The 25,611-nt window shown below is 67.9% G+C and carries 27 protein-coding genes and 2 tRNA genes; 8 read left to right on the top strand and 21 right to left on the bottom strand.

The window, feature by feature from the left end; genetic code table 11:
* Nucleotides 1–90: 90 nt before the first annotated feature.
* The 5 genes from ACWGJP_RS10125 to ACWGJP_RS10105 form a co-directional block, all read right to left on the bottom strand.
* Nucleotides 91–732: an ATP-dependent Clp protease proteolytic subunit gene (locus ACWGJP_RS10125; RefSeq protein ID WP_452329667.1), complete on the bottom strand. Its 642-nt coding sequence runs from the start codon at nucleotides 730–732 to the stop codon at nucleotides 91–93.
* A 20-nt stretch (nucleotides 733–752) separates the two neighbouring features.
* Entirely contained in the window at nucleotides 753–1,346 is a 594-nt protein-coding gene (locus ACWGJP_RS10120) for an ATP-dependent Clp protease proteolytic subunit (protein WP_452329666.1), read from the bottom strand.
* A gap of 80 nt (nucleotides 1,347–1,426) precedes the next feature.
* Nucleotides 1,427–1,921, bottom strand: a complete 495-nt coding sequence (locus ACWGJP_RS10115; RefSeq protein ID WP_452329665.1) for a tetratricopeptide repeat protein — start codon at nucleotides 1,919–1,921, stop codon at nucleotides 1,427–1,429.
* An 80-nt stretch (nucleotides 1,922–2,001) separates the two neighbouring features.
* Nucleotides 2,002–3,486 carry a trigger factor gene (gene tig / locus ACWGJP_RS10110; protein ID WP_452329664.1) on the bottom strand — a complete coding sequence of 495 codons (1,485 nt, stop codon included), beginning with the start codon at nucleotides 3,484–3,486 and terminating at the stop codon, nucleotides 2,002–2,004.
* Between the two features lie 61 nt (nucleotides 3,487–3,547).
* Nucleotides 3,548–3,621 (bottom strand) — tRNA-Pro (locus ACWGJP_RS10105).
* 110 nt (nucleotides 3,622–3,731) lie between these two features.
* On the opposite strand from ACWGJP_RS10105, the gene ACWGJP_RS10100 reads away from it, so the two are divergent.
* From ACWGJP_RS10100 to ACWGJP_RS10075, 6 genes are all read left to right on the top strand, one after another.
* Nucleotides 3,732–3,802 (top strand) — tRNA-Gly (locus tag ACWGJP_RS10100).
* Nucleotides 3,803–3,837: 35 nt separating this feature from the next.
* Nucleotides 3,838–5,013 carry a hypothetical protein gene (locus tag ACWGJP_RS10095; protein ID WP_452329663.1) on the top strand — a complete coding sequence of 392 codons (1,176 nt, stop codon included), beginning with the start codon at nucleotides 3,838–3,840 and terminating at the stop codon, nucleotides 5,011–5,013.
* Nucleotides 5,014–5,102: 89 nt separating this feature from the next.
* Nucleotides 5,103–5,663, top strand: coding sequence for an alternate-type signal peptide domain-containing protein (locus ACWGJP_RS10090; protein ID WP_452329662.1), 561 nt, complete (start codon nucleotides 5,103–5,105; stop codon nucleotides 5,661–5,663).
* Nucleotides 5,664–5,676: 13 nt separating this feature from the next.
* Nucleotides 5,677–6,186: a hypothetical protein gene (locus tag ACWGJP_RS10085; protein WP_452329661.1), complete on the top strand. Its 510-nt coding sequence runs from the start codon at nucleotides 5,677–5,679 to the stop codon at nucleotides 6,184–6,186.
* A complete protein-coding gene (locus ACWGJP_RS10080; protein WP_452329660.1) occupies nucleotides 6,183–6,695 on the top strand; it encodes a hypothetical protein in 513 nt (170 codons plus the stop codon). The genes ACWGJP_RS10085 and ACWGJP_RS10080 overlap by 4 nt, the downstream gene beginning before the upstream one ends.
* Nucleotides 6,692–7,852 carry a signal peptidase I gene (locus ACWGJP_RS10075; RefSeq protein WP_452329659.1) on the top strand — a complete coding sequence of 387 codons (1,161 nt, stop codon included), beginning with the start codon at nucleotides 6,692–6,694 and terminating at the stop codon, nucleotides 7,850–7,852. The genes ACWGJP_RS10080 and ACWGJP_RS10075 overlap by 4 nt, the downstream gene beginning before the upstream one ends.
* Here the strand turns inward: ACWGJP_RS10075 and ACWGJP_RS10070 are convergent.
* The 11 genes from ACWGJP_RS10070 to ACWGJP_RS10020 form a co-directional block, all read right to left on the bottom strand.
* Nucleotides 7,843–8,199 carry an RNA polymerase-binding protein RbpA gene (locus ACWGJP_RS10070; RefSeq protein WP_452329658.1) on the bottom strand — a complete coding sequence of 119 codons (357 nt, stop codon included), beginning with the start codon at nucleotides 8,197–8,199 and terminating at the stop codon, nucleotides 7,843–7,845. The genes ACWGJP_RS10075 and ACWGJP_RS10070 overlap by 10 nt on opposite strands.
* Entirely contained in the window at nucleotides 8,199–8,447 is a 249-nt protein-coding gene (gene secG / locus ACWGJP_RS10065) for a preprotein translocase subunit SecG (RefSeq protein ID WP_452329657.1), read from the bottom strand. The genes ACWGJP_RS10070 and secG overlap by 1 nt, the downstream gene beginning before the upstream one ends.
* Before the next feature lie 81 nt (nucleotides 8,448–8,528).
* A complete protein-coding gene (gene tpiA / locus ACWGJP_RS10060) occupies nucleotides 8,529–9,320 on the bottom strand; it encodes a triose-phosphate isomerase (RefSeq protein WP_452329656.1) in 792 nt (263 codons plus the stop codon).
* A complete protein-coding gene (locus tag ACWGJP_RS10055; RefSeq protein ID WP_452329655.1) occupies nucleotides 9,311–10,525 on the bottom strand; it encodes a phosphoglycerate kinase in 1,215 nt (404 codons plus the stop codon). Before ACWGJP_RS10055 ends, tpiA begins: the two co-directional genes overlap by 10 nt.
* An 18-nt stretch (nucleotides 10,526–10,543) precedes the next feature.
* A complete protein-coding gene (gap, locus tag ACWGJP_RS10050) occupies nucleotides 10,544–11,554 on the bottom strand; it encodes a type I glyceraldehyde-3-phosphate dehydrogenase (RefSeq protein ID WP_452329654.1) in 1,011 nt (336 codons plus the stop codon).
* A gap of 105 nt (nucleotides 11,555–11,659) precedes the next feature.
* Nucleotides 11,660–12,286 (bottom strand): superoxide dismutase, encoded by a 627-nt coding sequence (locus ACWGJP_RS10045; protein ID WP_452329653.1) that lies wholly within the window; start codon nucleotides 12,284–12,286, stop codon nucleotides 11,660–11,662.
* Nucleotides 12,287–12,439: 153 nt separating this feature from the next.
* Nucleotides 12,440–13,417 carry a DNA-binding protein WhiA gene (gene whiA / locus ACWGJP_RS10040; RefSeq protein WP_452329652.1) on the bottom strand — a complete coding sequence of 326 codons (978 nt, stop codon included), beginning with the start codon at nucleotides 13,415–13,417 and terminating at the stop codon, nucleotides 12,440–12,442.
* An 86-nt stretch (nucleotides 13,418–13,503) separates the two neighbouring features.
* Entirely contained in the window at nucleotides 13,504–14,376 is an 873-nt protein-coding gene (gene rapZ / locus ACWGJP_RS10035) for an RNase adapter RapZ (protein WP_452329651.1), read from the bottom strand.
* 26 nt (nucleotides 14,377–14,402) lie between these two features.
* Nucleotides 14,403–16,307: an excinuclease ABC subunit UvrC gene (gene uvrC / locus ACWGJP_RS10030; protein ID WP_452329650.1), complete on the bottom strand. Its 1,905-nt coding sequence runs from the start codon at nucleotides 16,305–16,307 to the stop codon at nucleotides 14,403–14,405.
* Entirely contained in the window at nucleotides 16,307–19,195 is a 2,889-nt protein-coding gene (gene uvrA / locus ACWGJP_RS10025) for an excinuclease ABC subunit UvrA (RefSeq protein ID WP_452329649.1), read from the bottom strand. Before uvrA ends, uvrC begins: the two co-directional genes overlap by 1 nt.
* A gap of 64 nt (nucleotides 19,196–19,259) precedes the next feature.
* Entirely contained in the window at nucleotides 19,260–19,709 is a 450-nt protein-coding gene (locus tag ACWGJP_RS10020; RefSeq protein ID WP_452329648.1) for a MarR family winged helix-turn-helix transcriptional regulator, read from the bottom strand.
* A 44-nt stretch (nucleotides 19,710–19,753) separates the two neighbouring features.
* Here ACWGJP_RS10020 and ACWGJP_RS10015 point away from each other — a divergent pair, with 44 nt between their 5' ends.
* Complete coding sequence (locus tag ACWGJP_RS10015) at nucleotides 19,754–19,996, top strand: hypothetical protein (RefSeq protein WP_452329647.1); 243 nt, start codon at nucleotides 19,754–19,756, stop codon at nucleotides 19,994–19,996.
* A gap of 7 nt (nucleotides 19,997–20,003) precedes the next feature.
* Here the strand turns inward: ACWGJP_RS10015 and ACWGJP_RS10010 are convergent, their stop codons facing one another.
* Both ACWGJP_RS10010 and uvrB read right to left on the bottom strand, forming a co-directional pair.
* Nucleotides 20,004–20,333 (bottom strand): TfoX/Sxy family protein, encoded by a 330-nt coding sequence (locus ACWGJP_RS10010; protein WP_452329646.1) that lies wholly within the window; start codon nucleotides 20,331–20,333, stop codon nucleotides 20,004–20,006.
* A gap of 14 nt (nucleotides 20,334–20,347) precedes the next feature.
* Nucleotides 20,348–22,423 carry an excinuclease ABC subunit UvrB gene (uvrB, locus tag ACWGJP_RS10005; protein WP_452329645.1) on the bottom strand — a complete coding sequence of 692 codons (2,076 nt, stop codon included), beginning with the start codon at nucleotides 22,421–22,423 and terminating at the stop codon, nucleotides 20,348–20,350.
* A 55-nt stretch (nucleotides 22,424–22,478) separates the two neighbouring features.
* On the opposite strand from uvrB, the gene ACWGJP_RS10000 reads away from it, so the two are divergent.
* On the top strand, nucleotides 22,479–23,087 hold the full coding sequence (locus tag ACWGJP_RS10000) for a DUF4126 domain-containing protein (RefSeq protein WP_452329644.1): 609 nt from the start codon (nucleotides 22,479–22,481) through the stop codon (nucleotides 23,085–23,087).
* Here the strand turns inward: ACWGJP_RS10000 and coaE are convergent.
* Genes coaE through ACWGJP_RS09985 form a run of 3 tightly spaced genes read right to left on the bottom strand, consistent with a single transcriptional unit; the run spans nucleotide 23,084 to nucleotide 25,609 of the window.
* Nucleotides 23,084–23,683 (bottom strand): dephospho-CoA kinase, encoded by a 600-nt coding sequence (coaE, locus tag ACWGJP_RS09995; RefSeq protein ID WP_452329643.1) that lies wholly within the window; start codon nucleotides 23,681–23,683, stop codon nucleotides 23,084–23,086. The two genes, ACWGJP_RS10000 and coaE, sit on opposite strands and share 4 nt — an antisense overlap.
* 43 nt (nucleotides 23,684–23,726) lie before the next feature.
* Nucleotides 23,727–24,308, bottom strand: coding sequence for a CoA-binding protein (locus ACWGJP_RS09990; RefSeq protein ID WP_452329642.1), 582 nt, complete (start codon nucleotides 24,306–24,308; stop codon nucleotides 23,727–23,729).
* Nucleotides 24,305–25,609: an O-acetylhomoserine aminocarboxypropyltransferase/cysteine synthase family protein gene (locus ACWGJP_RS09985; protein WP_452329641.1), complete on the bottom strand. Its 1,305-nt coding sequence runs from the start codon at nucleotides 25,607–25,609 to the stop codon at nucleotides 24,305–24,307. Before ACWGJP_RS09985 ends, ACWGJP_RS09990 begins: the two co-directional genes overlap by 4 nt.
* Between the last annotated feature and the right edge of the window lie 2 nt (nucleotides 25,610–25,611).

The following is a 25,611-nucleotide window of genomic DNA, read 5'->3' as shown; positions in this document are numbered from 1 at the left end:
CCGTGGATCGCACCCGCGCAGACGTCACCCACGCACGAAGGGGCGGCCCGGCGTGATGCCGGGCCGCCCCTTCGCGCGGACTGCTCCTGATCAGGCGCGCTTGCGCGTCGTCAGCACCTGGTCGACGATGCCGTACTCCAGCGCCTCCGCGGCGGACAGGATCTTGTCGCGATCGATGTCCCGGTTGACCTGCGCTGCGTCCTTGCCGGTGTGCTTGGCCATGGTCTCCTCGAGCCAGGTGCGCATGCGGAGGATCTCCGCCGCCTGGATCTCGATGTCGGATGCCTGGCCGTGGCCTGCCTCACCCATCGCCGGCTGGTGCATGAGCACGCGGGCGTTGGGCAGCGCAAGCCGCTTGCCCGGCGCACCGGCGGCCAGCAGCACGGATGCGGCGGACGCCGCCTGGCCGAGGACAACGGTCTGGATCTGCGGCGCGACGTACTGCATCGTGTCGTAGATCGCCGTCATGGCGGTGAACGAGCCGCCGGGCGAGTTGATGTACATGGTGATGTCGCGCTCGGAGTCCTGGCTCTCCAGAACGAGGAGCTGCGCCATCACGTCGTCCGCCGAGGCGTCGTCGACCTGGACGCCGAGGAAGATCACTCGGTCCTCGAAGAGCTTGTTGTAGGGGTCCTGGCGCTTGAAGCCGTATGCCGTGCGCTCCTCGAACTGCGGGAGAACGTAACGGCTGGAAGGCAGGTTGCCCGCGGACTGGAAGGTGGGTGTGTACATGTCTGTCCTTCGCTTTCCGCTTACTTGGCGTCCTGGTCGGTTCCGCCGCCGCCGATGACATCGGTGGCCGATTCGCGGATGTGGTCGACGAAGCCGTATTCGAGGGCCTCGTCTGCCGTGAACCAGCGGTCGCGGTCGCCGTCCGCATTGATCTGCTCGACCGACTTGCCCGTCTGAGCCGCCGTGATCTCGGCGAGACGGTTCTTCATGGACGTGATCAGCTGCGCCTGCGTCTGGATGTCGCTGGAGGTTCCCCCGAATCCGCCGTGGGGCTGGTGCAGCAGCACGCGCGCGTTCGGCGTGATGTAGCGCTTGCCCTTGGTGCCGGCGGTCAGCAGAAGCTGACCCATCGAGGCGGCCATGCCGATCCCGACGGTGACGATGTCGTTCGGCACGAACTGCATCGTGTCGTAGATCGCCATTCCGGCGGTGATCGAGCCGCCGGGCGAGTTGATGTAGAGGTAGATGTCCTTCTCGGGATCCTCTGCGGCGAGAAGAAGGATCTTCGCGCAGATCTCGTTCGCGTTCTCATCGCGCACCTCTGACCCGAGCCAGATGATGCGGTCCTTCAGCAGCCTGTCGAAGACGCTCGTCGCGACCAGGGGTTCAGCCATTTCAGCTCCTGTTTCCGTGTTCGGTGATTCGAATCTACCGGCGGCGGCGCACGCCTCAGCCCGTGTTCGCCGTCGGCATATCAGGTGTCGCGTTCGGCGATCTGCTCGGCGTAGGCCGTCATCGAACGGTGATAGCGCGGCAGGTGCGGAACCAGCGCCAGCAGCGCGATCGACAGGCCCTTCTCCGTGCGCCCCATGCTCGCGAGCGTCAGCGCCTGCACAGCCGCGACCGCGTCCCGGTACGGCGAATCCGGATGCGCCGACCGCTCCTCCTCGACGAGAGCGAGCGCCTCCTCGAAAGCGCCGATGTTGCGCAGCGAGCTCGCGAGCTGGACGACGGCCTGCGGACGATGCTCGTCGTCCAGACCGAGAGCGAGTGCGCGTCGGTACAGGACGACGGCTTCGTCCTCCCGGCCAGCGGAATCCCTGGCGCCCGCCCTCTCGAACACCGCGCGCGCGTCCCGATCGCCGCGCTCCGCGGCGATCTCGTCGATGCGGGCGATCACCTCCGCGGCGACGACAGTCCCGGATGCCTCGGCCCAGACCTCGTCGATGCGCTCTTCCCAGCTCTTCATGCCTTCTCCTGCCTACGTGCCCGGATACGCGAGGAGGCGGATGCCTGAGCATCCGCCTCCTCGTCAGAACCGCTTCGCGATCACTCCGCCTTGTCGGCGGCCTTCTTCGCGGGAGCCTTCTTCGCGGCGGGCTTCTTGGCCGGAGCCTTCTCAGCCTTCTCGTCGGCCGAAGCCTCGGCGTCGTCCGCCTTCTTGGCCGGGGCCTTCTTCGCGGGAGCCTTCTTCGCCGCCGGCTTCTTGGCCGGCTTCTCATCGGCCTCAGCCTCGGCCGGAGCCTCGTCCTCGTCGTCGACAGCGATGAAGTCGCTGAGGTCGACGGGCTTGCCGTTGGTGTCGACGACGGAGACCTTGCCGAGCGCGATCGCGAGCGCCTTGTTGCGCGCGACCTCGCCCACGAGCGCGGGGAGCTGGTTCGACGACTGCAGCGCCTCGACGAACTCCTGCGGAGCCATGCCGTACTGCGCGGCGGACTGGATCAGGTACTGGCTCAGCTCGTCCTGGGAGACCTGGACATCGGCCTGCTCCGCGATCGTGTCGAGGAGCACCTGGGTGCGGAACTGCTTCTCGCTCGCCTCGGTGACCTCCGCGCGGTGTACGTCGTCCTCCAGGCGGTTCTCCGACTCGAGGTGGTTGTGCACCTCGTCCTCGATGAGCTGCGGCGGGACGGGGATCTCGACCTTCTCGAGGAGGGTCTCGACGAGCTTGTCCCTGGCCGCCGAGCCCTGGGTGAAGACGCCCTGCTGGCCCACGCGCTCGGCGACGCTCTCGCGAAGCTCGGCGATCGTGTCGAACTCGCTGGCGATCTGGGCGAAGTCGTCGTCGGCCTCGGGGAGCTCGCGCTCCTTGACGGCCTTGACCGTGACGGAGACCTCCGCCTCCTCGCCGGCGTGGTCGCCGCCGACGAGCTTCGAGCGGAAGGTGGTGTCCTCACCGGCGGTCAGCGACTCGATCGCGTCGTCGATGCCCTCGAGCAGCTCACCGGAGCCGACCTCGTAGGAGACGCCCTCGGCGCGGTCGATCTCGGCGTCGCCGATGGTCGCGACGAGGTCGAGCTCGACGAAGTCGCCCTTCGCGGCGGGGCGGTCGACGGGGACCAGCGTGCCGAAACGGCCGCGCAGGCGGTCGAGCTCGACGTCGACGGCCGCCTCATCGGTCTCGACCGCGTCGACGGTGAGCGTGATGCCGTCGAACGAGGGGACCTCGATCTCGGGACGGACGTCGACCTCGATGTCGACGAGCAGGTCGCCGGAGAAGTCCTTCTCATTGGGCCACTGGGTGATGTCCGCGGAAGGACGTCCGACGATGCGGAGCTTGTGCTCGCTCGCCGCGGCGCGGAAGAAGCCATCCAGGCCCTCGTTGACCGCGTGCTCGATGACGGCACCGCGGCCGATGCGCTGGTCGATGATCGGCGCGGGGACCTTGCCCTTGCGGAAGCCGGGGATCTGCACGTCCTGAGCGATGTGCTCGTAGGCGTGCGCGATGCTGGGCTTGAGGTCGTCCGGGGTGACCGTGATGGTGAGCTTGACCCGGGTCGGGGTCAGCTTCTCGACGGTGCTGTTCGCCATGCTGTTGTGTTCTCCTTGTGGTTCCCGCGCGGGAGCGCGGACGTGAAGCCTGGGTGTCGAGTCGGGGCGACAGGATTTGAACCTGCGACCTCCCGCTCCCAAAGCGGGCGCTCTACCAAGCTGAGCTACGCCCCGGAGAATCCGCGCGCAGATTCAGCCCTGGAGAGTCTAACGGACAAGAGCACCCCCGGCTGTCCGCTATGCTTGAGCGGTCGGCTCCGCGCGGTTGTTCTTCTCGCGGATCCGGGGCTGTAGCTTAATGGTAAAGCCTCTGTCTTCCAAACAGATGACGCGAGTTCGATTCTCGTCAGCCCCTCTCCATCGTCTTCATGACGTCGATCGGGGGCTGCGATGCGCGGTCAGCTCGATGCGGGCGGTCACGAGCTTCCGTCCGTCTTCTCCTCGGAGAGCACGCGCCGTACGCGTAGGTCACGGCGCGCCCTCTGGATCTCACTGACGTTGCTGGTGGCCCTCGTCGCGGCCGGAGGCGGACAGCTGGCCGCGAATCTCGGCTACGACGCAGCCCGCGACGACTTCACCGATGCGGCGGACATCACCGCTCAGGCGCAAGGCGAGCTGGCGGAGGGCACCGAGAGCCTGCGCGCCATGACGGCCGCCGCCGATGAGATCGTCCGCGCCGACACCGGGTCGCTCCTTCCTCCCGCGTCGAACGAGGCGCTGGGAGCGGAGATCGTCGAGGCTGACGGTGTCGCGGAGAAGGCCGCGGACCTCGCGGCGACCGACCTGCCCGATGTGGGCGAGAAGCCGTCTTGGCCCTGGGAGCTGCTCGGCGAGACGACCAGGCTGCAGCAGGACACCGCCGACCTCGAGGACACCGCCGACGACGCGGCGAAACGACAGGGCGAGGTCGAGGATGCCTCATCGGCGCTCGACGATGCATCCGTCTCGGGCGTGCAGGAGGCAGCGGCGGCGGCAGGCGGCTTCGAGGCCGCCCACGTCAACGCGCGCAACCCTGAGATCATCGCGCTTCGGGAAGCCGCGGCGCTGGCGGCGTCCGCGGTCGATGCACAGGATGCCGCCGATCGCTTCCTCGCCCTGGAATCCGCCGCAGCGGCCGTCCTGAGCACCGAGGCCGCCGAGCTCGCGGAGAAGAAGGGGCCGCTCGAGGACGAGCGCGTGGAGATCGAGGCGTTCGCTCGCGATCTCGCCCCTGGTCTGCTCCTGGACTTCGATTGGTCGGCCACCGTGCCCGGGTACGACGGGCCCAGCTATGGCGGATGGACGACCTGGTGGTACGCCGATCCCGGGTACGCCACGATCGCGCTGTCGGACTACATCGCCGAGGAATGGCCTGCGGCGTGGGCGAAGGCGCTCGTCGCTCACGAGGTCGGTCATGCGATCAGCGTGAAATGCCCGACCGCCTATGACTCCTCCGATCAGGACGTCATCGAGGAATGGGCGACCGCCTGGGCGATCGGTATGGGATTCACCGACGACGGCAACGGCACCGCCGTGTACGGCGAACCCTCTCAGGCGATGATCGACGCGGCAGCCACCTGCCGCTAGGCGAGATACCGGTATCCAGAACCTCTCCGCAGCGCTACGCTGACGCTCAAGCACGCCACCCACGTGCGCCTTTGGAGAGGGGATACACGATGAACGACACCACTGCACCCGCGCCCAGGCGCGATGCTTCACGCACCAAGGCGATCGTCGCGATCGCCGCAGGAGCCGTCCTCCTGCTCGGAGGAGGAACGACCCTGGCCTACTGGTCCACCCAGCAGTCGCTGGACGCCGGAACCGTGACGTCCGGTGACCTGGACCTCACGATCGCCGCGGCCGCCCCTGCGTGGACGCTCACGCCGGAGGGCGGCGCCGCCGCCCCCGTCGCGGACATCACGACCGTGCGCATCGTCCCCGGCGACACCGTGACGTTCACGCAGACCGCGGAGCTCACGCTCGTCGGCGACAACCTCCACGCCGAGCTCGAAGCCGTCCTCGACGGCGCGACGCTTCCTGCCGGCGTGACGGCCCCCACCCCCGTGGTCACCGTCGCGGGCGGCGACCCGGCGGATCTCACGGTCGCGGACGACGGCGCGACAGCGACCGTCACCCTGACCTATACGTTCCCGGCCTCGACAGCGAACCGCGACCTCGTCAACAGCGCCTTCGACTTCGGCGACGTGGACCTCACCCTGACGCAGGTCGCTCCGTAACAACGGAGACCTCATGACCTCGCGAGTGCGCAGGGCATTCGTCGGTACCGCTGCGGGGGTCGTCCTGGCCCTCGCGGCGGCGACCGGCGTGTCCGCGTACTGGCAGGCCAGCATCGAGGCCGACGTCGGCATCGTGCGCACCGGGAACCTCGATATCCAGGTGACGTGGAACGGCGGCACCGCGTGGGGAACCATCTCGCCCGGCGGGACCGTATCGAAGCGCGCGACCATCACGGTGGTCGGAGAGGGCACGAACCTGAGCACGCGACTGACGGCGACCGTCACGAATGCCTCCGCCTTCACTCCCTACATCACACGTAGTGTCCGACTGGACGACTGCACCAGCAGCCAGGGCGCTGAGCTGCCCACGGCAGGCTACCCGGCGACGGGAGGGCTGTCGCCTGGCGCGCAGCTCACGGTCTGCGTGCGCTACACGCTCTCTGCGGCGGCGCCCTCGACGCTCCAGGGGCAGAACCTGGCTCCGAACGTCGTCTTCACCCTTACCCAGCGAGCGCCGGGATGAACACGCGTGCAGCGCCTCGCAGCCGCGGGTTCGCACGACTCCGGCTGGCGGTCGCGGCCCTCGCGATCGGAGGGCTTCTCTGCGTCGCCCCCTCGCCCGCGATCGCGCGCTGGTCGGCATCGAGCACGCACACGGGGAGCGCCCTCGCCGGAATCACGCTGAGCGCATCGACGACGATCTCCTGCGTCAACCAATCCATCATCCTCGTGTCCGTCGCAAGGGTGTCGTGGACAGCAGTGACCGGTGCGACGGGCTACCGCGTGGTCGTCACCCGTTCATCGGATGGGACATCGACCACACGCGACCAGACGACGACGTCGATCGATCTCAGCTCGGGCGTCCTGGGAGATCTGCTCACCGGCCTCCTCGCGCCGAGCGCGCTCACCGTCCGCGTCTATCCACTCGTCAACAACGGCAACGGTGCGTGGGTTTCGCCGAACTCGCGGGCCTTCGGAGCGAACGCCACGGTGCTCCCGATCGGGACGACATGCGGAACCCTGATCTCGTGAGCGCTCGTCGCGGCGGCCAGGTCAGGCGGGTCCTGACCTGGGCCGTCCTGTTCCTCGTCTGCGCGCTGGCCTTCCTGACCGTGGTCGTCCCCCTGGTCCTCGGAGCCCAGAGCTACACCGTCCTCACCGGGAGCATGCGGCCAGGCATCCCACCCGGTGCGCTCATCGCCGTCAGGGACGCGCCGATCCACGACATCCGGGTCGGGGATGTCATCACCTATCAGCTGCGCTCCGGCGAACCGGAGGTGGTGACGCATCGCGTCGTCGGCACCGGCGTCGACGGAGCCGGGGAGCGGATCCTGACCACGAAGGGCGATGACAACAACGTCGCCGACGAGGAACCGGTGCGCGACGTGCAGATCCGCGGCGTCGTCGTCTATGCGATCCCCTGGCTCGGCTATCTCTCGATCTGGGCCACGCCGTCGATCAAGTCCATCGTCGTCACCGTGATCGGCGTCAGCGCGATCGGCTGGGGAGCGTGGATGCTCATGAAGGATGCCAGGCGGCGACGCCGCGCGAAGGCCGCCGCCGGGGCCGTCTCGGCGATTCTGCTCGGAGCACTGTCCATGACGCTGCTGCCTGCGACGCCCGCGGAGGCAGCCGCTCCGGCCGGGTTCCTGCGCCTCAGCGCCGACGGCATCACGTGGTCGGAGGGACCGGAGCTCACTCTCCTCGAGGGCGCATCGATTCTGGCGCCGGGCGATCGCTTCGAGGTCGACCTCTGGGTCCGCAACGCCTCTGCCGATACCGCCTCCTTCTCCATCGAATCGGCCTGGAGCGCTGATGACGACGCAGATCCGCGTGACCGCGCGCTGGCGGCCGCGCTCACCGCGGCACCGACGGCGCAGGAAGGCACACTGGGTCCCGGGGAGAGCAGGAGGGTGCCGATCCGCGTGGCCTTCGACACGCGTTCGGACCTGTCGTCCACCCGCGCGGCGGCTGACCTGGCCATCACCATCACGCTCACCGAAGTGGTCGGCGCGGTGCCTCCGTCTCAGGATCCGCTGGCGCAGACAGGATCGGGCTTCTCGGTGTTGCTCGCCTCGTCCGCGGCAGCGCTGATCGCCGGGGGCGCTGCCGCCCTCGCGATCGCGGAACGACGGAACCGCCGCACCCGGAAGGGCACGGCGGTTCCGTCACAGCGTTCTCAGGCCTGACCGCGACGCTCGCGAAGCTGCGTCAGCGCATCCTCGAGGAGCTGAACGGCCTCCTCGTCGGTGCGACGCTCCTTCACATAGGCCAGGTGCGTCTTGTACGGCTCGGTCTTCGACAGGGCAGGCGGGTTCGCCTTGTCGCGCCCGGCGGGAAGACCGGACTGCGGGTGATCGATCGTCTCCGGGATCTCCTCTTCGGGGAGACCTGCGGCGAAATACCGGACCGTCTCGTTGCCGAGGCCGTCCCAGTACGACACGGCGATGCGATCTGCATGGTAGCCGTGGTCCTGCTCCCCCATCGGGCCGGAGCCCACACGGGTGCCGCGGATCGCGTTTCCTCCCGTGGCCATCAGATCACCTCGAACTTCGTGATGAGACCCAGCGCCACGATGGAGACGAACCACGCCAGCGCGAGGATCACGGTGAACCGGTTGAGGTTGCGCTCGGCGAGCCCGGAAGAACCGACCGCGGTCGACATGCCGCCGCCGAACATGTCGGACAGACCGCCGCCGCGTCCCTTGTGGAGCAGGATGAGGAGGGTCAGCAGAACGCTGGTGATTCCCAGCACGACCTGCAGGACGAACTCAAGAACTTGCACGAGTCAAAAACCTTTCGCTGGGGCAGAATGCCCGCGTAACGCTCAAGTATACGGTGCAGCGGGGCCGCAGCCCCGCTGCACTCACACGCCGACGTGCTTCTGGTAGCGGACGATCGCGGCGAACTCGTCGACGACGAGGCTCGCGCCCCCGACGAGTGCTCCATCGACATCCGGCTCCCGCATGAAGCTGGCGATGTTGGACGACTTCACCGAACCGCCGTAGAGGATGCGCGTGCGCGCCGCGGCATCCTCGTCCAGCGTCTCGGCCAGCACACCGCGCAACGCGGCGCAGACGTCCTGAGCCTGCTGCGGCGTCGCGGCCTGGCCGGAGCCGATGGCCCAGACCGGCTCGTACGCGACGACGATGTCGACGGATGCCGGCACCCCGTCGAGGGCGGCCTTCAACTGACCCGCGGGCACGGCGCTCGCACCGAACTTCTCCAGGTCCTCCGCCGTCTCGCCGACGCAGATCACGGGCACGAGCCCGTGCTTCAGCGCCGCCTTGACCTTGGCCGCGACGACCTCGTCGGACTCGGCGTGGTACTCGCGCCGTTCCGAGTGACCGATGATGACGTAGCCGGCATCGAGCTTCGCGAGGAACGCGCCGGACACCTCACCGGTGTAGGCACCGGAGTCATGCGCCGAAAGATCCTGTGCGCCGAGGGCGAAGGGGATCTTGTCGGCGTCGATGAGCGTCTGAACGCTTCGGATGTCGGTGAACGGCGGGAAGACCGCCACTTCGACCGAACCGTTCTCGTGACCTGCGTCCTTCAGCGTCCAGTGCAGCTTCTGCACCGTCGCAACCGCCTGCAGGTGGTCGAGATTCATCTTCCAGTTGCCCGCGATCAGCGGGGTACGCGAGTTCACACCCATCCGAGCACCTCCAGGCCGGGGAGTTTCTTGCCCTCGAGGAACTCGAGGCTGGCTCCACCACCGGTGGAGATGTGACCGAACTGGTCGTCCGAGAAGCCGAGCTGACGCACGGCCGCTGCGGAGTCTCCGCCGCCGACCACACCGAGACCCTGCACCTCCGTGAGCGCCTGCGCGACGGCCTTGGTGCCCGCCGCGAAGGCCGGGAACTCGAACACGCCCATCGGGCCGTTCCAGAACACCGTCTTCGAGCCGCGGACGGCGTCCGCGAAGGCGGCGGCCGTCTCCGGTCCGATGTCGAGCCCGATGCCGGATGCTCCGAAGGCGGTCTGCGCGATCGCGTCGGAAGAAGCGACCTCGTGCGCCGCATCCGCGCCGAAGGCGGCGGCGACGACGACATCCGTCGGCAGGACGATCTCCACACCGCGCTCGGCGGCCTCGGCGATGTACCCGCGGACGGTGTCGAGCTGGTCCTCCTCGAGCAGGCTCGAGGCGACGTCGTGGCCCTGCGCCTTCAGGAAGGTGAAGAGCATGCCTCCCCCGATGAGCAGACGGTCGACCTTCGGCAGCAGGTGCGAGATGACGCCCAGCTTGTCGCTGACCTTCGAACCGCCGAGCACGACCGCGTATGGACGTTCCGGGCTCTCGGTCAGACGGTCGAGCACATCCAGTTCAGCCGCGATGAGCAGCCCTGCAGCGGAGGGCACGAGCTGCGCGAGCTCGTAGACGCTGGCCTGCTTGCGGTGCACGACGCCGAAGCCGTCGGAGACGAGCACGTCGCCGAGAGCAGCCAGCTGCTCGGCGAAGGCTCGTCGCTCGGTCTCGTCCTTCGAGGTCTCCCCCGCGTTGAAGCGGAGGTTCTCGACGACGGCGATGCCGCCGTCCTCCAACGAAGCCACGGCCTCCTGAGCGGACTCGCCCACCGTGTCGCGCGCGAACGCGACCGGCTTTCCGAGCAGCTCAGACAGCCGCTGCGCGACCGGCGCGAGGCTGTACTGGGGATCGGGGGCACCGTCGGGACGACCGAGGTGCGAGGTGACGATGACGCGGGCTCCCGCGTTGAGGAGTGCGTTCAGGGTCGGCAACGAGGCGCGAACACGGCCATCGTCCGTGATGACCCCGTCCCTCAGGGGGACGTTGAGGTCACAACGGACGATGACGCGCTTGCCCTCGAGCGACCCCAGGGAATCCAGGGTGCGCAGAGACATATTCGGTTCTCGCGGCTCTCAGAGACGCTCGGCCACGTACTCGGTCAGGTCGACGAGACGGTTGGAGTAGCCCCACTCGTTGTCGTACCAGCTCGAGACCTTCACCAAGTTGCCGCTGACGTTGGTAAGCGTCGAGTCGAAGATCGAGGAGTGCGGGTTGTGCACGATGTCGCTGGAGACGATCTGGTCGGCGTTGTACTGGAGGTAGCCGGCCAGGCGACCGTCGGCGGCGGCCTTCTGGTACGCGGCGTTGACCTCGTCGGCCGTCAGGTCGTCGCGGTTCGCGATCAGCGTGAGATCGACGATCGAGCCGGTGGGAACCGGCACGCGGTACGAGGAACCGCTCAGCTTGCCGTTCAGCTCCGGCAGGACCTCGCCGATGGCCTTGGCGGCACCGGTCGATGCCGGGGTGATGTTGATCGCGGCGGCGCGTGCGCGGCGCAGGTCGCCGTGCGGGCCGTCCTGCAGGTTCTGGTCGGCCGTGTATGCGTGCGCGGTCATCATGAAGCCGCGCTCGATGCCGAACTCGTCGTTGAAGACCTTGGCGAGCGGCGCGAGGCAGTTCGTCGTGCAGGAGGCGTTGGAGATGATGTGGTGCGCGGCCGGGTCGTAGCTGTCCTCGTTCACGCCCATGACGAACGTCGCGTCGACACCCGTGCCGGGGGCCGAGATCAGGACCTTCTTGGCACCCGCGTCGATGTGCTTCTTGGCGAGCTCCGCCTTGGTGAAGAAGCCGGTCGACTCGATGACGATGTCGACGCCCAGCTCGCCCCACGGAAGGTTGGCGGGGTCGCGCTCGGCGAACGCCTTGATCTCCTTGCCGTTGACGGTGATGCTGTCGTCGTCGTAGCTGATCTCCGCGTCGAGCACGCCGCCGACGGAGTCGTACTTCAGCAGGTGCGCCAGGGTCTTGTTGTCCGTGAGGTCGTTGACGGCAACGATCTCCAGGTCCGCTCCCTGCGCGAGCGCCGCGCGGAAGTAGTTGCGTCCGATGCGGCCGAAGCCGTTGATGCCGATCTTGACAGACACTCAGGTCTCCCGATGTTTCTCATGCGCTTTCGCGCGGTGTTGGTGGAGATTCGTGGACGACGGCGTCCCGACGGGAATGAAGTCCCGTCGGGACGCCCGTCTTGATTACGACAGTACCAGCAGGCCGTTGGTCTGCTTACGGGCGACATCGAGGCGCTGGGCGACGTTCTCCCAGTTGGCGATGTTCCACGCGGCCTTGACGTAGTCGGCCTTCACGTTGAGGTAGTCGAGGTAGAAGGCGTGCTCCCACATGTCGAGCTGGAAGATCGGGACGGTGCCCTGCGCGGTGTTGGACTGCTGGTCGAACAGCTGCTGGATGATCAGGCGCTGACCGATCGTGTCCCAGCTGAGCACCGACCAGCCGGAGCCCTGGATGCCCAGTGCGTTGGCGGTGAAGTGCGCCTGGAACTTCTCGAAGGAGCCGAAGAACTCCTCGATCGCGGCCTTCAGCTCGCCCTCGGGCTCGCCGCCGCCGTTCGGCGAGAGGTTCGTCCAGAAGATCGAGTGGTTCACGTGACCGCCGAGGTTGAACGCGAGGTCCTTCTCGAGCTTGTTCACGTTGGCGAGGTTTCCGGTCTCGCGCGCCTCGGCCAGAGCCTCGAGGGCCGCGTTCGCACCGGCCACGTAGGTCGCGTGGTGCTTGTCATGGTGCAGTTCCATGATCTTGCCGCTGATGTGCGGCTCGAGAGCTGCGAAGTCGTAGGGAAGGTCAGGGAGCGTGTAAACAGCCATGTCGCTTTTCATCCAATCCGCGCCGCGCCGCGGCGCTTGCCGGTCCTCCGCGACGCCGAGATGCGGCGCGGAGCGGACGATCTCCATCCTAGTGACGACAACCGCGCTGCGGCGCCGAACCTTCCCGCGAGATGACGGAGAACGACGCGGAGTTCAGTCGTCGATGCCGACCGGGACCGCGGCTTCCGTGCCGGGGATGCCTTCGGACTGCGCACGCTTGTCGGCCATGGCGAGCAGCCTGCGGATGCGACCGGCGACGGCATCCTTCGTCAGCGGCGGATCGGCGTGGTGGCCGAGCTCGTCGAGGCTGGCGTCGCGGTGCGCGAGACGCAGCTCGCCCGCGACCTTGAGGTGATCGGGGACCTCTTCGCCGAGGATCTCCAGGGCGCGCTCCACGCGCGCGCATGCCGCGACCGCGGCCTGAGCCGAACGTCGCAGATTGGCGTCATCGAAGTTGACGAGACGGTTCACGCCCGCGCGGACCTCGCGGCGCTGGCGGATCTCCTCCCATGCCGCCGCGGTCCTGCCCGCACCCATCTGGGTGAGGATGGATCGGATCGCCTCGCCTTCGCGCACGACCACACGCGGCATGCCCCTGACCTCACGGGCCTTGGCGGCGACGCCGAGTCGGTGTGCGGCGCCCACGAGTGCCATGGCCGCCTCGGACGACGGGCAGACCACCTCGAGCTGCGCGGAGCGTCCTGGCTCGGAGAGCGAACCCGCGGCGAGGAACGCCCCTCGCCACAGTCCGGCGATCTCCTCGCGCGAGCCCGTGGTGAGCCGGTTGGGCAGGCCCCTCACGGCGCGACGACGCTGGTCGAGAAGGCCCGTCTGCCTGGCGAGGGTCTCCCCCGCGGCGATCACACGCACCGCCCAGCGCGCGCCGTCGTTGGCGCTCGAGGACTGGACCTGCGCGATCTCGGGCCGCACGCCGTAGATCTCGGCCAGATCGCGGGCGACACGCTGCGCGAGTATCTCGGCATCCACCTCGGCCTCGACGGCGACCCGTCCGGCGATCGAGTGCAGCCCTCCGGCGAACCGGAGGATGGCGGTGACCTCCGCGACGCGCACCGTCGGGGGTGCGTTCCGGATGGCGACCAGCTCTGCCTTGACGTCGGTGGTGAGTGCCACGAGACTCCTTTTCGCTCTTCGCGCCGGATCGCGGCGCGAAGGACAAGCCTACTCGGCTCGCGGGGTTTCCACCTGCCTCGGAGGCCCTACTCGCGTCCGAGATCCCGGTGCCGGACGTTGACCGCGACACCGGGGATGTTCGAAAGACGGCGGGCGAGCTCCTCCGCCATCGCTACCGAACGATGCTTGCCTCCCGTGCAGCCGATCGCGACGGTCGAGTGGCTCTTGTTCTCGCGCTGATAGCCCTCGAGCACCGGGACGAGGGCCTCGGAGTAGGCGTCGAGGAACGGCAGCGCTCCCTCACGGGAGAGCACATAGTCGCGGACCGGCTCGTCCTGCCCGGTCTGACCTCGGAGCTCCTCGTTCCAGAACGGATTCGGGAGGAAGCGCATGTCCGCCACGAGATCGACGTCGGTGGGAAGGCCGTACTTGAAGCCGAAGCTCAGCAGAGTGAGGCGGTGACGCGCAGCGCCCTCTTCCGAGAAGATCTCCGTCGTCTTCGTTGCGAGCTGGTGGATGTTGAGGCTGGAGGTGTCGATGACGATATCCGCGGCCTCACGCACGAGTGTGAGGCGCGAGCGCTCCACGCGGATCCCGTCGAGAAGGGTGCCGTCGCCCTGCAGCGGATGCGGGCGGCGCACGGACTCGAAGCGGCGGACCAGCACGTCATCGGATGCGTCGAGGAAGAGCACTTGGACGGATCCGCGCGAACGGAGCGCGCGAGCGACATCCGGCAGCTCATCGAAGAGGGTGCGCCCGCGGACATCGACCACGGCAGCGACCTTCGGGAGAGCCCCGCCGCCGAGATCCGTGAGATCCAGGAGCGGTCGGAGCATCTGGGGCGGAAGGTTGTCGACGACGTACCAGCCGAGATCCTCCAGCGCGTTGGCGACCGTCGAACGGCCGGCGCCGGACATCCCTGTGACGATGAGGAATTGGCCCTCGTCCGCCTCTGCCATCGGTTCTCCCTCCCGTACTTCCCACCCTACCGATTCGCGAGGTGCCCGTGGATGCTCGCCGCCAGCGCGGGGCCGATGCCCTGCACCTCCTGGATCTCCTCGATGGCCGCAGACTTCAGCCGTGCGACGGACCCGAAATGCTTGAGGAGCACCTTGATCCTCGCGGCTCCCAATCCCGGAACCTCCGCGAGCACACTGGTGATGTCGCGCTTCCGACGCGCCCTCTGGTGCGTGATCGCGAAGCGGTGCGCCTCGTCGCGAAGCCGCTGCAGCAGATACAGCGCCTCACTCGTGCGCGGCAGGATCACCGGATAGTCCTCCCCCGGCAGCCAGATCTCCTCGAGCCGCTTGGCGATGCCGCACAGCGCGATCTCGGGATGACCGGCATCCCTCAGCGCGCGCGCCGCGGCCTCGACCTGCGGCTTGCCGCCGTCGACCAGGAGCAGCTGGGGCGGGTACGCGAAGCGAGGCCTCCTGCGCGTCGTCTCGACCGGCTCGTCACTGAACGGGTCCGGCGCCCGATCCGCCGGATCCGTCTCCTCTGGCGCGTCGAGGTACGCCAGTCGTCTCCGCAGCACCTGATACATCGAGTCGGTGTCGTCTGTCGTCTCGGCGATGTTGAAGGACCGGTACTGATCCTTGCGGGGCAGGCCGTCCTCGAACACCACCATCGATGCGACCACGTTCGTGCCGCCCAGGTGCGAGATGTCGTAGCACTCGATGCGCAGCGGCGCCTCATCGAGATCGAGCGCCTCCTGGAGATCGGTGAGCGCCTGGGTCCGGGCGACGTAATCGCTCGTGCGCTTGGTCTTGTGCCTGATCAGAGCCTGCTGCGCGTTCAGCGTGGCGGTGCGCATGAGGTCGGCCCGCTGGCCGCGCTGGGCGACGGCAACCTCGACCCGACGCCCGCGCCGACCGCGGAGCCATTCCTCGAGCTCGGCCGTGTCTTCGGGAAGCGCGGGCACCAGGATGCGGCGCGGGATCTCGCCGTCCGCCGCCTCGCCGTAGACGCGCTGCAGCACCTGATCGACGAGATCGGCCGTCGTGAGGTCGATCTCCTTCTCGATCGTCGAGGCGCGCACGCCTCTGACACGCCCGCCGCGGATCACGAAGTGCTGCACGGCGGCGGAGAGCTCGTCCTCGGCGATCCCGAAGAGATCTGCGTCCTCATCCGCCGGGAGCACGAGCGAGCTCTTGCCGAGCACCGCCTCGATGGCGCCGAGCTTGTCGCGGTACTTGGCGGCCGACTCATAATCCATGGCGGCCGAGGCCTCCCGCATCCGACGGGTGAGCTCGCGCGTGAACCGCTCGTCGCCACCGGCCATGAAGGCGACGAAATCGTCGACCATGGCGCGGTGCTCCTCGATCGTCACGGTCATCGAGCACGGCCCGCCGCACTTCCCGATCTGACCGGGGAAGCACGGCCGCCCCGTCTGCATCGCCCGCTTGTAGCTCGCGTCACTGCACGTGCGGATGGGGAACGCCTTGATCATCAGGTCGATGGTCTCGTGCACCGCCCAGACCTTGGGGTACGGGCCGAAGTACCTGGCGCCGGGAATGCGGCGGTTCCGCGTGACGATGACGCGCGGCGCCTCGTCTGCCAGAGTGATGGCCATGAAGGGGTAGGACTTGTCGTCCTTGTACCGGACGTTGAACGGCGGATCGAACTCCTTGATCCACATGTACTCGAGCTGGAGCGAGTCCACGTCCGTCGGCACGACGGTCCACTCGACGGACGCCGCCGTCGTCACCATCCGCCGAGTGCGCTCATGCAGCGTCCGCAGCGGTGCGAAGTAGTTCGAGAGCCGCTGGCGGAGATTCTTGGCCTTGCCCACGTACAGCACGCGGCCCTGCGCGTCGCGGAAGCGATAGACGCCCGGATCCGTGGGGATCTCGCCCTGCTTGGGCTTGTAGGGCAGCACGTCGGCCATCAGCCGGCCTTCCGCGCCTGGCGCCCCCCGCCGAGGATCTCCGCCAGGAACTGTCCGGTGTGGCTCTCCTCGACCGCTGCGATGTGCTCGGGCGTGCCCGTGGCGAGGATCTCTCCCCCGCCCGATCCGCCCTCGGGACCGAGGTCGATCACCCAGTCCGCGGATTTGATGACGTCGAGGTTGTGCTCGATGACGACGACCGTGTTGCCCTTGTCCACCAGTCCGTTGAGCACCTCGAGGAGCTTGCGGACGTCTTCGAAGTGCAGACCGGTGGTCGGCTCGTCGAGCACGTAGATGCTGCGGCCGTTGCTGCGCCGCTGGAGCTCGGTGGCGAGCTTGACGCGCTGCGCCTCGCCACCTGAGAGGGTCGTCGCCGACTGGCCGAGACGGACGTAACCGAGCCCCACGTCCACGAGCGTCTTCATATAGCGGTGGATCGCCTGGATGGGCTCGAAGAACTCCGCCGCCTCCTCGATGGGCATCTCGAGGACCTCGGCGATGTTCTTGCCCTTGTAGTGCACGGCGAGGGTGTCGCGGTTGTACCGCTTGCCGTGGCACACCTCGCAGTCGACGTAGACATCCGGCAGGAAGTTCATCTCGATCTTGATCGTGCCGTCGCCGGAGCACGCCTCGCAGCGACCGCCCTTGACGTTGAAGCTGAACCGGCCAGGCTGATAGCCGCGCACCTTCGCCTCCGGCGTCTCGCTGAAGAGCGTCCGGATGCGGTCGAACACGCCCGTGTACGTGGCCGGGTTCGAGCGCGGGGTGCGGCCGATGGGCGCCTGGTCGACGTGGATCACCTTGTCGAGGTTGTCGAGCCCGGTCACCCGGGTGTGCTTGCCTGCGAGCGAACGCGCGCCGTTCAGCTTGGAGGCGAGCACCCGGTACAGGATGTCGTTCACCAGCGAGGACTTGCCGGACCCGCTCACGCCGGTGACGGCGGTGAGGACGCCGAGCGGGAACTCCGCATCGACGTTCTTCAGGTTGTTCTCCCTGGCGCCGACGACCTTGAGCATGCGACGGCGATCGACCTTCCGGCGCTTGCGCGGCGTCGGGATCTCCCTGCGGCCGGCGAGATAATCGCCGGTCATGGATGCGGTCTCCCCGATCAGGGCGGCGAAGGGCCCGGAGTGCACGACCTCGCCGCCGTTGACGCCGGCGCCTGGTCCGATGTCGACGACCCAGTCGGACGCCTCGATCGTCTCCTCGTCGTGCTCGACGACGATGAGGGTGTTGCCCAGATCCCGCAGGGTGAGCAGCGTCTCGATCAGTCGGCGGTTGTCCCGCTGGTGCAATCCGATCGAGGGCTCGTCGAGCACGTACAGAACTCCGGTGAGCCCTGAGCCGATCTGGGTCGCGAGCCGGATGCGCTGCGCCTCCCCACCGGACAGCGAGCCCGCAGACCGGCTGAGGTTGAGGTAGGCGAGCCCGACCTGGAGGAGGAAGTCGAGGCGCAGGCGGATCTCGCGCAGAACCTGGGCCGCGATCTTCGCTTCGCGATCGGTCAGCGTGAGGGTCTCCATGAACGCACGGGCATCAGCCAGGCTCAGATGCGAGACCTCGGCGATCGAGTGACCGTGCACTTTGACGGCGAGCACCTCCGGCTTGAGCCGGTTGCCGTCGCACACCGGGCACGGCACCTCGCGGAGGTACTCGCCCCAGCGCGCACGCTGCGTGTCGCTCTCGGCCTGCGCGTACTGACGCTCGATGTACGGCACGACGCCCTCGAACCCGGATGCGTACCGCATCTCCCGCCCGTACCGGTTCTTCCACTTCACGGTGACCTTGTAGTTGTCACCGCGGAGGATCGCATCCTGAACATCGACGCGCAGGTCGCGCCATGGCGTGTCGAGGTCGAAGTTGAGATCGCGTGCCAGCCCTTCGAGCAGCCGCTCGTAGTACTGGAACAGCCCCTTGCCCTGCGTCGTCCACGGGATGATGGCGCCCTCACGGATCGAGAGGTCCTCGTCGCCGAGCATGAGATCGATGTCCACCGACATCCGCGTGCCCAGGCCCGAGCAGGCCGGGCAGGCGCCGAACGGCGCGTTGAAGGAGAACGTGCGCGGCTCGATCTCGGTGAGCGTGATCGCGTGGCCGTTGGGACATGCGAGCTTCTCGGAGAAGGACTGCCAGGCGTCGTCGCCCTCCTCGTCGACGAAGTTGATCTGCACCACCCCGCCGGCGAGGCCCAGAGCCGTCTCGACCGAGTCCGTGACCCGGCCGAGGATGTCGTCGGACGCGACGAGGCGATCGACGACGACGGCGATGTCGTGCTTGTAGCTCTTCTTCAGCGTCGGCGGCTCGGCGAGCTGGATCAGGTCACCGTCGACGATCGCCCGCGAGTACCCCTTGGCGCCGAGCTCGCGGAAGAGGTCGACGAACTCTCCCTTCTTCTGCGAGACCACCGGCGCGACGATCTGATAGCGCGTGCGCTCTGGCAGCTCCATGAGCTGGTCGGCGATCTGCTGCACCGTCTGCCGCTGGATCCGCTCACCGCACTCCGGGCAGTGCGGGATGCCGATGCGTGCCCACAGCAGGCGCATGTAGTCGTAGATCTCGGTGATGGTCCCCACGGTCGAGCGCGGGTTGCGGTTCGTCGACTTCTGGTCGATGGAGACCGCGGGGCTGAGGCCCTCGATGAAGTCGACATCGGGCCGATCGACCTGCCCGAGGAACTGACGCGCGTATGCGCTCAACGACTCGACGTAGCGACGCTGCCCCTCGGCGAAGATCGTGTCGAACGCGAGGCTCGACTTGCCGGACCCCGACAGGCCCGTGAACACGACGAGCGAGTCGCGGGGGATGTCGATGTCGACGTTCTTGAGATTGTGGACGCGGGCACCGCGGACACTGAGTTTTCCTGGACTGGAGACGGGGACGATGGGCACCGGACAAGTCTACGAGGGGCCACGGACATCGGCTCCGCGAGCACGTCCCGCTCAGCGACCGAGGTCACCCAGCCGCGCGCGTCGCCGCGCGTCCGGCGAAACGCTGCACGCCGTCGCGGAGCGCGGCGACTTCCGCACCGTCCATGCCGACGGCGGCCATCACCTGACGAGGCACGTCCACCGCACGCGCGCGGAGGGCGCTGCCCTGCTCCGTGAGCACGATCTCCAACCTGCGCTCGTCCTCGCTGCTGCGCCGTCGGCTGACGAGGCCGTCCGCCTCCAACCGTTTGACCAGCGGCGACGCCGTCGCCGGCTCCAGCGCGAGATCGGCCGCGAGATCGCCCAGCGCACGCGGTGCGCGCTCCCAGAGCGCGAGCATGACGAGGTACTGCGGATGCGTGAGACCGAGCGGCTCGAGAATCGGGCGGTAGATCGCCACGACGTTTCGTGCGGCCGTGACGAGCGCGAAGCACAGCTGGTTCTCGAGTGCGAGCAGGTCGGCGTCCGTGGTCATGCATCGATTATACAATCGGCACTAATCATTAGTACACTAAGAACATGACGAAGGATCCGGAACGACCTCCCCTCCGCGATCGGGTGCGTGCGGCCGGCGGCTGGTACGCCTGGGTCAACACGAACCTCATCCGCTTCGCCGGTCCGGCATCCGTCGGCCCCTACGAATCGACACCACCGCCGAGCGCGGCGGAGCGCGCGGAGCGAGGGTGCCCCCTCTGCGGCGCCCCCATGTCGTCGCACCAGATCGATCGTTCGGGCCCGAAGCCCCTCGTCCACTGCCCCTGACTTCGACTCAGTCGCCGGGGATGCACTCCCTCGCGGCATCCACCCAGAACATCAAGGCTTCGTCGTCCGCGATCGCCGCCGCATCCACGTCGAGCCAGCTCGGGCCCATGGTCTTGGCTCCCATGTTCGCGACGGCGGCGCCCGGTTCGTCCTGCAGCACCGCACCCCGCTCTTCAGTCAGGCGCACGAGCAGCACGCCGCCCTTGCGCGCGCCCACGAGGATCCTCCCGTCGAGGAGAAACGCACGCGTGCCGAACATCCGCTTCTCCTCCAGCCCAGGTTCAGCCATCAGCAGTGCGCGCACCCGGTCGGCGAGCTCCGCCCCGTTCGGATCCATCGTCACCTCCCCGCTCAGGCGTGTCCCGCACGTTCCATGGCGCGGAGCTCCTTCTTGAGGTCCTGCACCTCGTCGCGGAGGCGAGCCGCGAGCTCGAACTTCAGTTCCTCCGCCGCGGCGAGCATCTGGTTCGAGAGGTCCTCGATCGTCGCCTCGAGCTGAGCGGCGCCCTCTGCCGCGATCCCCTCACGGCGCAGCTGAGGCGTGGGGCTCTTGCCCTTCCCCGATTTGGTACGACTCTTGCCGCGGAGCATGTCCTGCGTGTCGGATGCCTCCCGAGCGAGCACCTCGGTGATGTCCGCGATCCGCTTGCGCAGCGGCTGCGGATCGATGCCGTTCTCCGTGTTGTACGCGATCTGCTTCTCGCGACGGCGCTCGGTCTCCTCGATCGCCTTTGCCATCGAGTCGGTGATTCGATCGGCGTACATATGCACCTGACCGGAGACGTTCCTCGCGGCGCGCCCGATGGTCTGGATGAGCGATGTCCCGGAGCGCAGGAACCCCTCCTTGTCCGCATCGAGGATCGCGACGAGCGAGACCTCGGGAAGATCGAGCCCCTCTCGCAGCAGATTGATGCCGACCAGGACGTCGTAGACACCCGCGCGCAACTCGCTGAGCAGTTCGACCCGTCGCAGCGTGTCGACATCGGAGTGCAGATAGCGCACCCGCACCCCGTGCTCGCCGAGGAAGTCGGTGAGCTCCTCGGCCATCTTCTTGGTCAGAGTCGTCACGAGGACGCGCTCATCACGCTCGACGCGCAGCCGGATCTCCTCGAGCAGATCGTCGATCTGGCCCTTCGACGGCTTCACGACGATCTCGGGGTCGACGAGACCCGTCGGTCGGATGATCTGCTCGACGACGCCGTCCGCGATGCCCATCTCGTACTTGCCGGGCGTCGCGGACAGATACACGGTCTGACCGATCCGATTCTTGAACTCGTCCCACCGCAACGGTCTGTTGTCCATCGCGCTGGGCAGCCGGAAGCCATGGTCGACGAGCGTGCGCTTTCGTGAGGCGTCCCCCTCGTACATGGCGCCGATCTGCGGAACCGTGACGTGCGACTCATCGATGACGAGCAGGAAGTCGTCGGGGAAGAAGTCGAGCAGGGTGTGCGGCGGCTCGCCGGCCTCTCGCCCGTCCATGTGGCGCGAGTAGTTCTCGATGCCGGAGCAGAATCCCAGCTGCTGGAGCATCTCGAGATCGAAGGTAGTCCGCATCCGCAGCCGCTGCGCCTCGAGCAGCTTGCCCTGCCTCTCGAACTCGGCGAGCCTGCCCTCCAGCTCGGTCTCGATCGTTCCGATCGACCGCTGGATCACGTCGGTGCCGGCGACGTAATGCGAAGCGGGGAAGATCGGGATGGCGTCGAGCTTCTCGATGACGTCACCGGTGAGCGGATGCAGCGAGTACAGCGCCTCGATCTCATCGCCGAAAAGCTCGATGCGGATCGCGTGCTCCTCGTAGACCGGGATGATCTCGATCGTGTCTCCTCGCACGCGGAAGTTGCCTCGTGAGAAGTCGACGTCGTTGCGGTTGTACTGCATCGCGATGAACTGTCTGATCAGCGCGTCACGGTCGTACCGCTCCCCCACCTGAAGGGCCACCATGGCCCGTAGATACTCCTCCGGAGCACCGAGGCCGTAGATGCACGACACCGTCGAGACGACCACGACGTCCCGACGGGAGAGAAGCGAGTTCGTCGTCGAGTGCCGCAGGCGCTCGACCTCGGCGTTGATCGAGGAGTCCTTCTCGATGAAGGTGTCCGTCTGCGGGACGTAGGCTTCGGGCTGGTAATAGTCGTAATACGAGACGAAGTACTCGACCGCGTTGTGCGGCATGAGCTCGCGGAACTCGTTCGCGAGCTGCGCAGCGAGCGTCTTGTTGTGCGCCAGCACGAGCGTGGGCCGCTGCACCTGCTCGATGAGCCACGCCGTCGTCGCGGACTTGCCCGTTCCCGTCGCGCCGAGCAGCACGATGTCGGTCTCGCCGGCATTGATGCGATTGGCGAGGTCGGCGATCGCCTGGGGCTGATCACCGGCGGGGACGTACTCGCTGACGACCTCGAAGGGTCGGACGCTGCGCGTGGGTTGCATGCTTCCAGCGTAGGCCGCACCTCCGACACCGGGGTCGCCGCCTTAGAGTGGAGCCGTGATCGAGTTCCTGATCGGCTCCAGCCTCGCGGCCTCGGCCGGGCTCAACGCCTGGATGCCGCTCTTCCTGCTCGGTCTCTCCGATCGTCTGCTCGACGCCGTGACCCTCCCCTCGGGCTGGTCATGGCTGTCCAGCGACATCGCGCTGTGGATCCTCGGCGGGCTGCTCGTGCTGGAGATCGTCGCCGACAAGATCCCCGCCCTGGACTCGATCAACGACGTCATCCAGACCGTGCTCCGTCCGGCATCGGGCGGCATCGTCTTCGGGGCGGGCTCCAGCGCGCAGACCGTCGCCGTCGACGACCCGTCGGCGTTCTTCGATGAGAACACCTGGGTCCCGATCGTCACGGGCATCGTCATCGCCCTGATCGTGCATGTGGTGAAGGCGACGGGGCGTGTCGCGGCGAACACCGTCACCGGCGGGCTGGCCGCCCCCGTGCTGAGCACCGCGGAGGACGGCGCATCCTTCCTGCTCGCGGCGCTCGCGATCGTCGTGCCCGTCCTCGCCGTCGTCCTGCTGGTCGGCCTCATCGTCGTGGCCGTGGTGCAGATCCGGCGCAGGGCGAGACACCGTCGGGAGGATGCCGCGACCAGCGCTCCGGGCTAGAGCGCCGTCATCCGCCGCCAGAGCGCATCCGTCTGGGCGAGAGTCTCTGCGAGCGTTCCCGAGGTGTCGATCACGACATCGGCGATGCTGCGCCGCTTCTCATCGGAGATCTGCGCGGCGATCCGCCGCCGGGCTTCCTCCTCCGTCATGCCCCGCAGATGCACCATCCGACGCACCCGCTCCTCGGCCGGCGCATCCGCGACCACGATGAGGTCCCAGTGGTCGTCCGCGCGCGCCTCGACGAGCAGAGGGACGTCGTAGACGACGACGGCATCCCGGTCTGCGGCGAATGCCGCGTCGAACCGCCGCTGAGACTCCTCGCGCACGGCAGGATGCACGATGCCGTTCAGTCGCGAGAGCGCATCCGGATCCCCGAAGACCACGGCCCCGAGCGCCGCTCGATCCAGCGCTCCCGACGCGTCGATGACCTCAGCGCCGAAGACGGCCGCGATCCGTGCGAGAACTGCCGTTCCCGGTGCCTGTACCTCCCTGACGATGCGATCGGCGTCGACGATCACCGCGCCGTGCTCGGCGAGCCTGTCCGCGATCGTCGATTTTCCCGAGGCGATGCCGCCGGTGAGTGCGATGAGGGGCATGCCGTCCATCCTGGCATGCCCCTGGCGCCGGTACGGCTGTCGCTCAGCGCGCGAGCAGCTGCCTCTTGGAGCTGATCACGCCGGTGTCGAAGCCGGCGAAGTGCAGCCCGCCGTGGAACCGCGCATGCTCGATCTTGATGCAGCGATCCATCACGACGTCCAGCCCCCCGGCCTCTCCGATCGCCGCGGCATCCTCGTTCCAGGATCCGAGCTGCAGCCAGAGCGCCTTCGCGCCGATGTCCACTGCTTCCTGGGCGACGCCGGGGAGGTCGTCATGCCTGCGGAAGACGTCGACGATATCGGGAACGACGGGCAGGTCCGCCAGGGAGGCGTACACCGGCCGATCCAGGATCCGCTCGGCCCTCGGGTTGACGAAGTAGACGTCGTACGGCGAGCTCGAGAGCAGATAAGTGCCGACGAAGTAGGAAGCTCGGGCAGGGTTGTCCGATGCCCCGACGATCGCGACGGAGCGTGAACGACGAAGCAGCGCGAACCGGTCCTGCTGGCCTGGCGCACGCCAGGTCCTCCCCGGCACCGCCTCCGCTGCACCGGGGAGCGCACAGGCGGCTCCATCCTGGGCTGGCGCCGGCAGCGCGCAGGCGTCGAACGTCTCAGCGGCGGTCATCGTGTCGCTCCTGTCGCCGCGGTGAGCGCCTGGTCGAGGTCCCAGATGATGTCTTCCGGGTCCTCCAGGCCGACCGAGATGCGGATGAGATCGGCGGGCACGCCTGCGGCGACCAGCTGCTCCGGATTGAGCTGGCGATGGGTGGTGGATGCCGGATGGATCACCAGCGTCCTGGCATCCCCGATGTTCGCGAGGTGCGAGGCGAGCTGCAGGTTCTCGATGAAGGCCTCCCCGGCCGCACGGCCGTCGTCTGCGGCGACGCCGAAGGCGAAGACCGACCCTGGCCCGAGCGGGAGGTACTTCGCCGCACGCTCGTGGTGCGGGTGCGCCTCGAGGCCTGCCCAGGTGACGAACGAGATCCGGGGGTCGGCGTCCAGCCACTCGGCGACGATCCTCGCGTTGGCGAGATGGGCGTCGATCCGCTGCGGCAGCGTCTCGATGCCCTGCAGCAGGTTGAAGGCCGACTGCGGGCTCAGCGCAGGGCCGATGTCGCGCAACTGCTCGGAGCGCAGCCGGGTGAGGAATCCGTACTCGCCGAAGTTGTCCCACCAGCGGATGCCGCCGTACGACTCGACGGGCTCGGTCATCTGCGGGAACTTGCCGTTCCCCCAGTCGAAGCCGCCCCTCTCCACGACGATGCCGCCGAGCGTCGTGCCGTGCCCGCCGAGGAACTTCGTCACCGAGTGGATGACGATGTCTGCGCCGTGGGCGAGCGGCTGAGCGAGGTACGGCGTGGCCAGTGTCGCGTCGACGACGAGCGGCACGCCCGCCTCGTGGGCGACCGCGGCGAGGCCCTCGATGTCGGCGATCTCGCCCGAGGGGTTCCCGATCATCTCCACGTAGACGACCTTGGTCTCCGGACGGATGGCGGCGGCGTAGTCCGCGGGATCCGTCGAGGCGACGAAGGTCGTGTCGACACCGAAGCGGCGCAGGGTCACGTCGAGCTGGGTGACAGTCCCGCCATAGAGCTGAGCGGATGCCACGACGTGATCCCCCGCTCCGACGAGAGCGGCGAAAGTGATGAACTCGGCGCTCATCCCTGACGCCGTCGCCACGGCCCCGATACCGCCCTCGAGCGAGGCGAGGCGCTCTTCAAGAGCCGCAACGGTGGGGTTGCCGATGCGGGAGTAGATGTTCCCGTACTTCTGGAGGGCGAACAGATTCCCCGCATCCGCCGCATCGTCGAAGACGAACGACGTGGTCTGGTAGATCGGCACGGCGCGCGCGCCGGTCGCCGCATCCGGCGTCCCGCCGGCGTGCAGCGCCCTGGTGCGGAAACCGAATCGATGTTCATCCGTCATGA

This window comes from Microbacterium sp. NPDC055903, from assembly GCF_053615555.1.
This window is presented reverse-complemented; position numbering and strand designations above follow the sequence as displayed.

Bases quoted from the DNA above. Each gene is read 5' to 3' on its own strand.
- coaE (WP_452329643.1), bottom strand. From the start codon at position 23,683: ATGCCCCTCATCGCACTCACCGGCGGCATCGCCTCGGGAAAATCGACG.
- ACWGJP_RS10020 (WP_452329648.1), bottom strand. From the start codon at position 19,709: ATGACCACGGACGCCGACCTGCTCGCACTCGAGAACCAGCTGTGCTTC.
- ACWGJP_RS10085 (WP_452329661.1), top strand. From the start codon at position 5,677: ATGACCTCGCGAGTGCGCAGGGCATTCGTCGGTACCGCTGCGGGGGTC.
- tpiA (WP_452329656.1), bottom strand. From the start codon at position 9,320: ATGGGTGTGAACTCGCGTACCCCGCTGATCGCGGGCAACTGGAAGATG.
- ACWGJP_RS10120 (WP_452329666.1), bottom strand. From the start codon at position 1,346: ATGGCTGAACCCCTGGTCGCGACGAGCGTCTTCGACAGGCTGCTGAAG.
- uvrB (WP_452329645.1), bottom strand. From the start codon at position 22,423: ATGCAACCCACGCGCAGCGTCCGACCCTTCGAGGTCGTCAGCGAGTAC.
- ACWGJP_RS10010 (WP_452329646.1), bottom strand. From the start codon at position 20,333: ATGGATCCGAACGGGGCGGAGCTCGCCGACCGGGTGCGCGCACTGCTG.
- rapZ (WP_452329651.1), bottom strand. From the start codon at position 14,376: ATGGCAGAGGCGGACGAGGGCCAATTCCTCATCGTCACAGGGATGTCC.
- ACWGJP_RS09985 (WP_452329641.1), bottom strand. From the start codon at position 25,609: ATGACGGATGAACATCGATTCGGTTTCCGCACCAGGGCGCTGCACGCC.
- ACWGJP_RS10045 (WP_452329653.1), bottom strand. From the start codon at position 12,286: ATGGCTGTTTACACGCTCCCTGACCTTCCCTACGACTTCGCAGCTCTC.
- ACWGJP_RS10090 (WP_452329662.1), top strand. From the start codon at position 5,103: ATGAACGACACCACTGCACCCGCGCCCAGGCGCGATGCTTCACGCACC.
- ACWGJP_RS09990 (WP_452329642.1), bottom strand. From the start codon at position 24,308: ATGACCGCCGCTGAGACGTTCGACGCCTGCGCGCTGCCGGCGCCAGCC.
- ACWGJP_RS10055 (WP_452329655.1), bottom strand. From the start codon at position 10,525: ATGTCTCTGCGCACCCTGGATTCCCTGGGGTCGCTCGAGGGCAAGCGC.
- ACWGJP_RS10015 (WP_452329647.1), top strand. From the start codon at position 19,754: ATGACGAAGGATCCGGAACGACCTCCCCTCCGCGATCGGGTGCGTGCG.
- ACWGJP_RS10080 (WP_452329660.1), top strand. From the start codon at position 6,183: ATGAACACGCGTGCAGCGCCTCGCAGCCGCGGGTTCGCACGACTCCGG.
- ACWGJP_RS10070 (WP_452329658.1), bottom strand. From the start codon at position 8,199: ATGGCCACGGGAGGAAACGCGATCCGCGGCACCCGTGTGGGCTCCGGC.
- ACWGJP_RS10125 (WP_452329667.1), bottom strand. From the start codon at position 732: ATGTACACACCCACCTTCCAGTCCGCGGGCAACCTGCCTTCCAGCCGT.
- uvrC (WP_452329650.1), bottom strand. From the start codon at position 16,307: ATGGCCGACGTGCTGCCCTACAAGCCCAAGCAGGGCGAGATCCCCACG.
- ACWGJP_RS10095 (WP_452329663.1), top strand. From the start codon at position 3,838: ATGCGCGGTCAGCTCGATGCGGGCGGTCACGAGCTTCCGTCCGTCTTC.
- ACWGJP_RS10115 (WP_452329665.1), bottom strand. From the start codon at position 1,921: ATGAAGAGCTGGGAAGAGCGCATCGACGAGGTCTGGGCCGAGGCATCC.
- tig (WP_452329664.1), bottom strand. From the start codon at position 3,486: ATGGCGAACAGCACCGTCGAGAAGCTGACCCCGACCCGGGTCAAGCTC.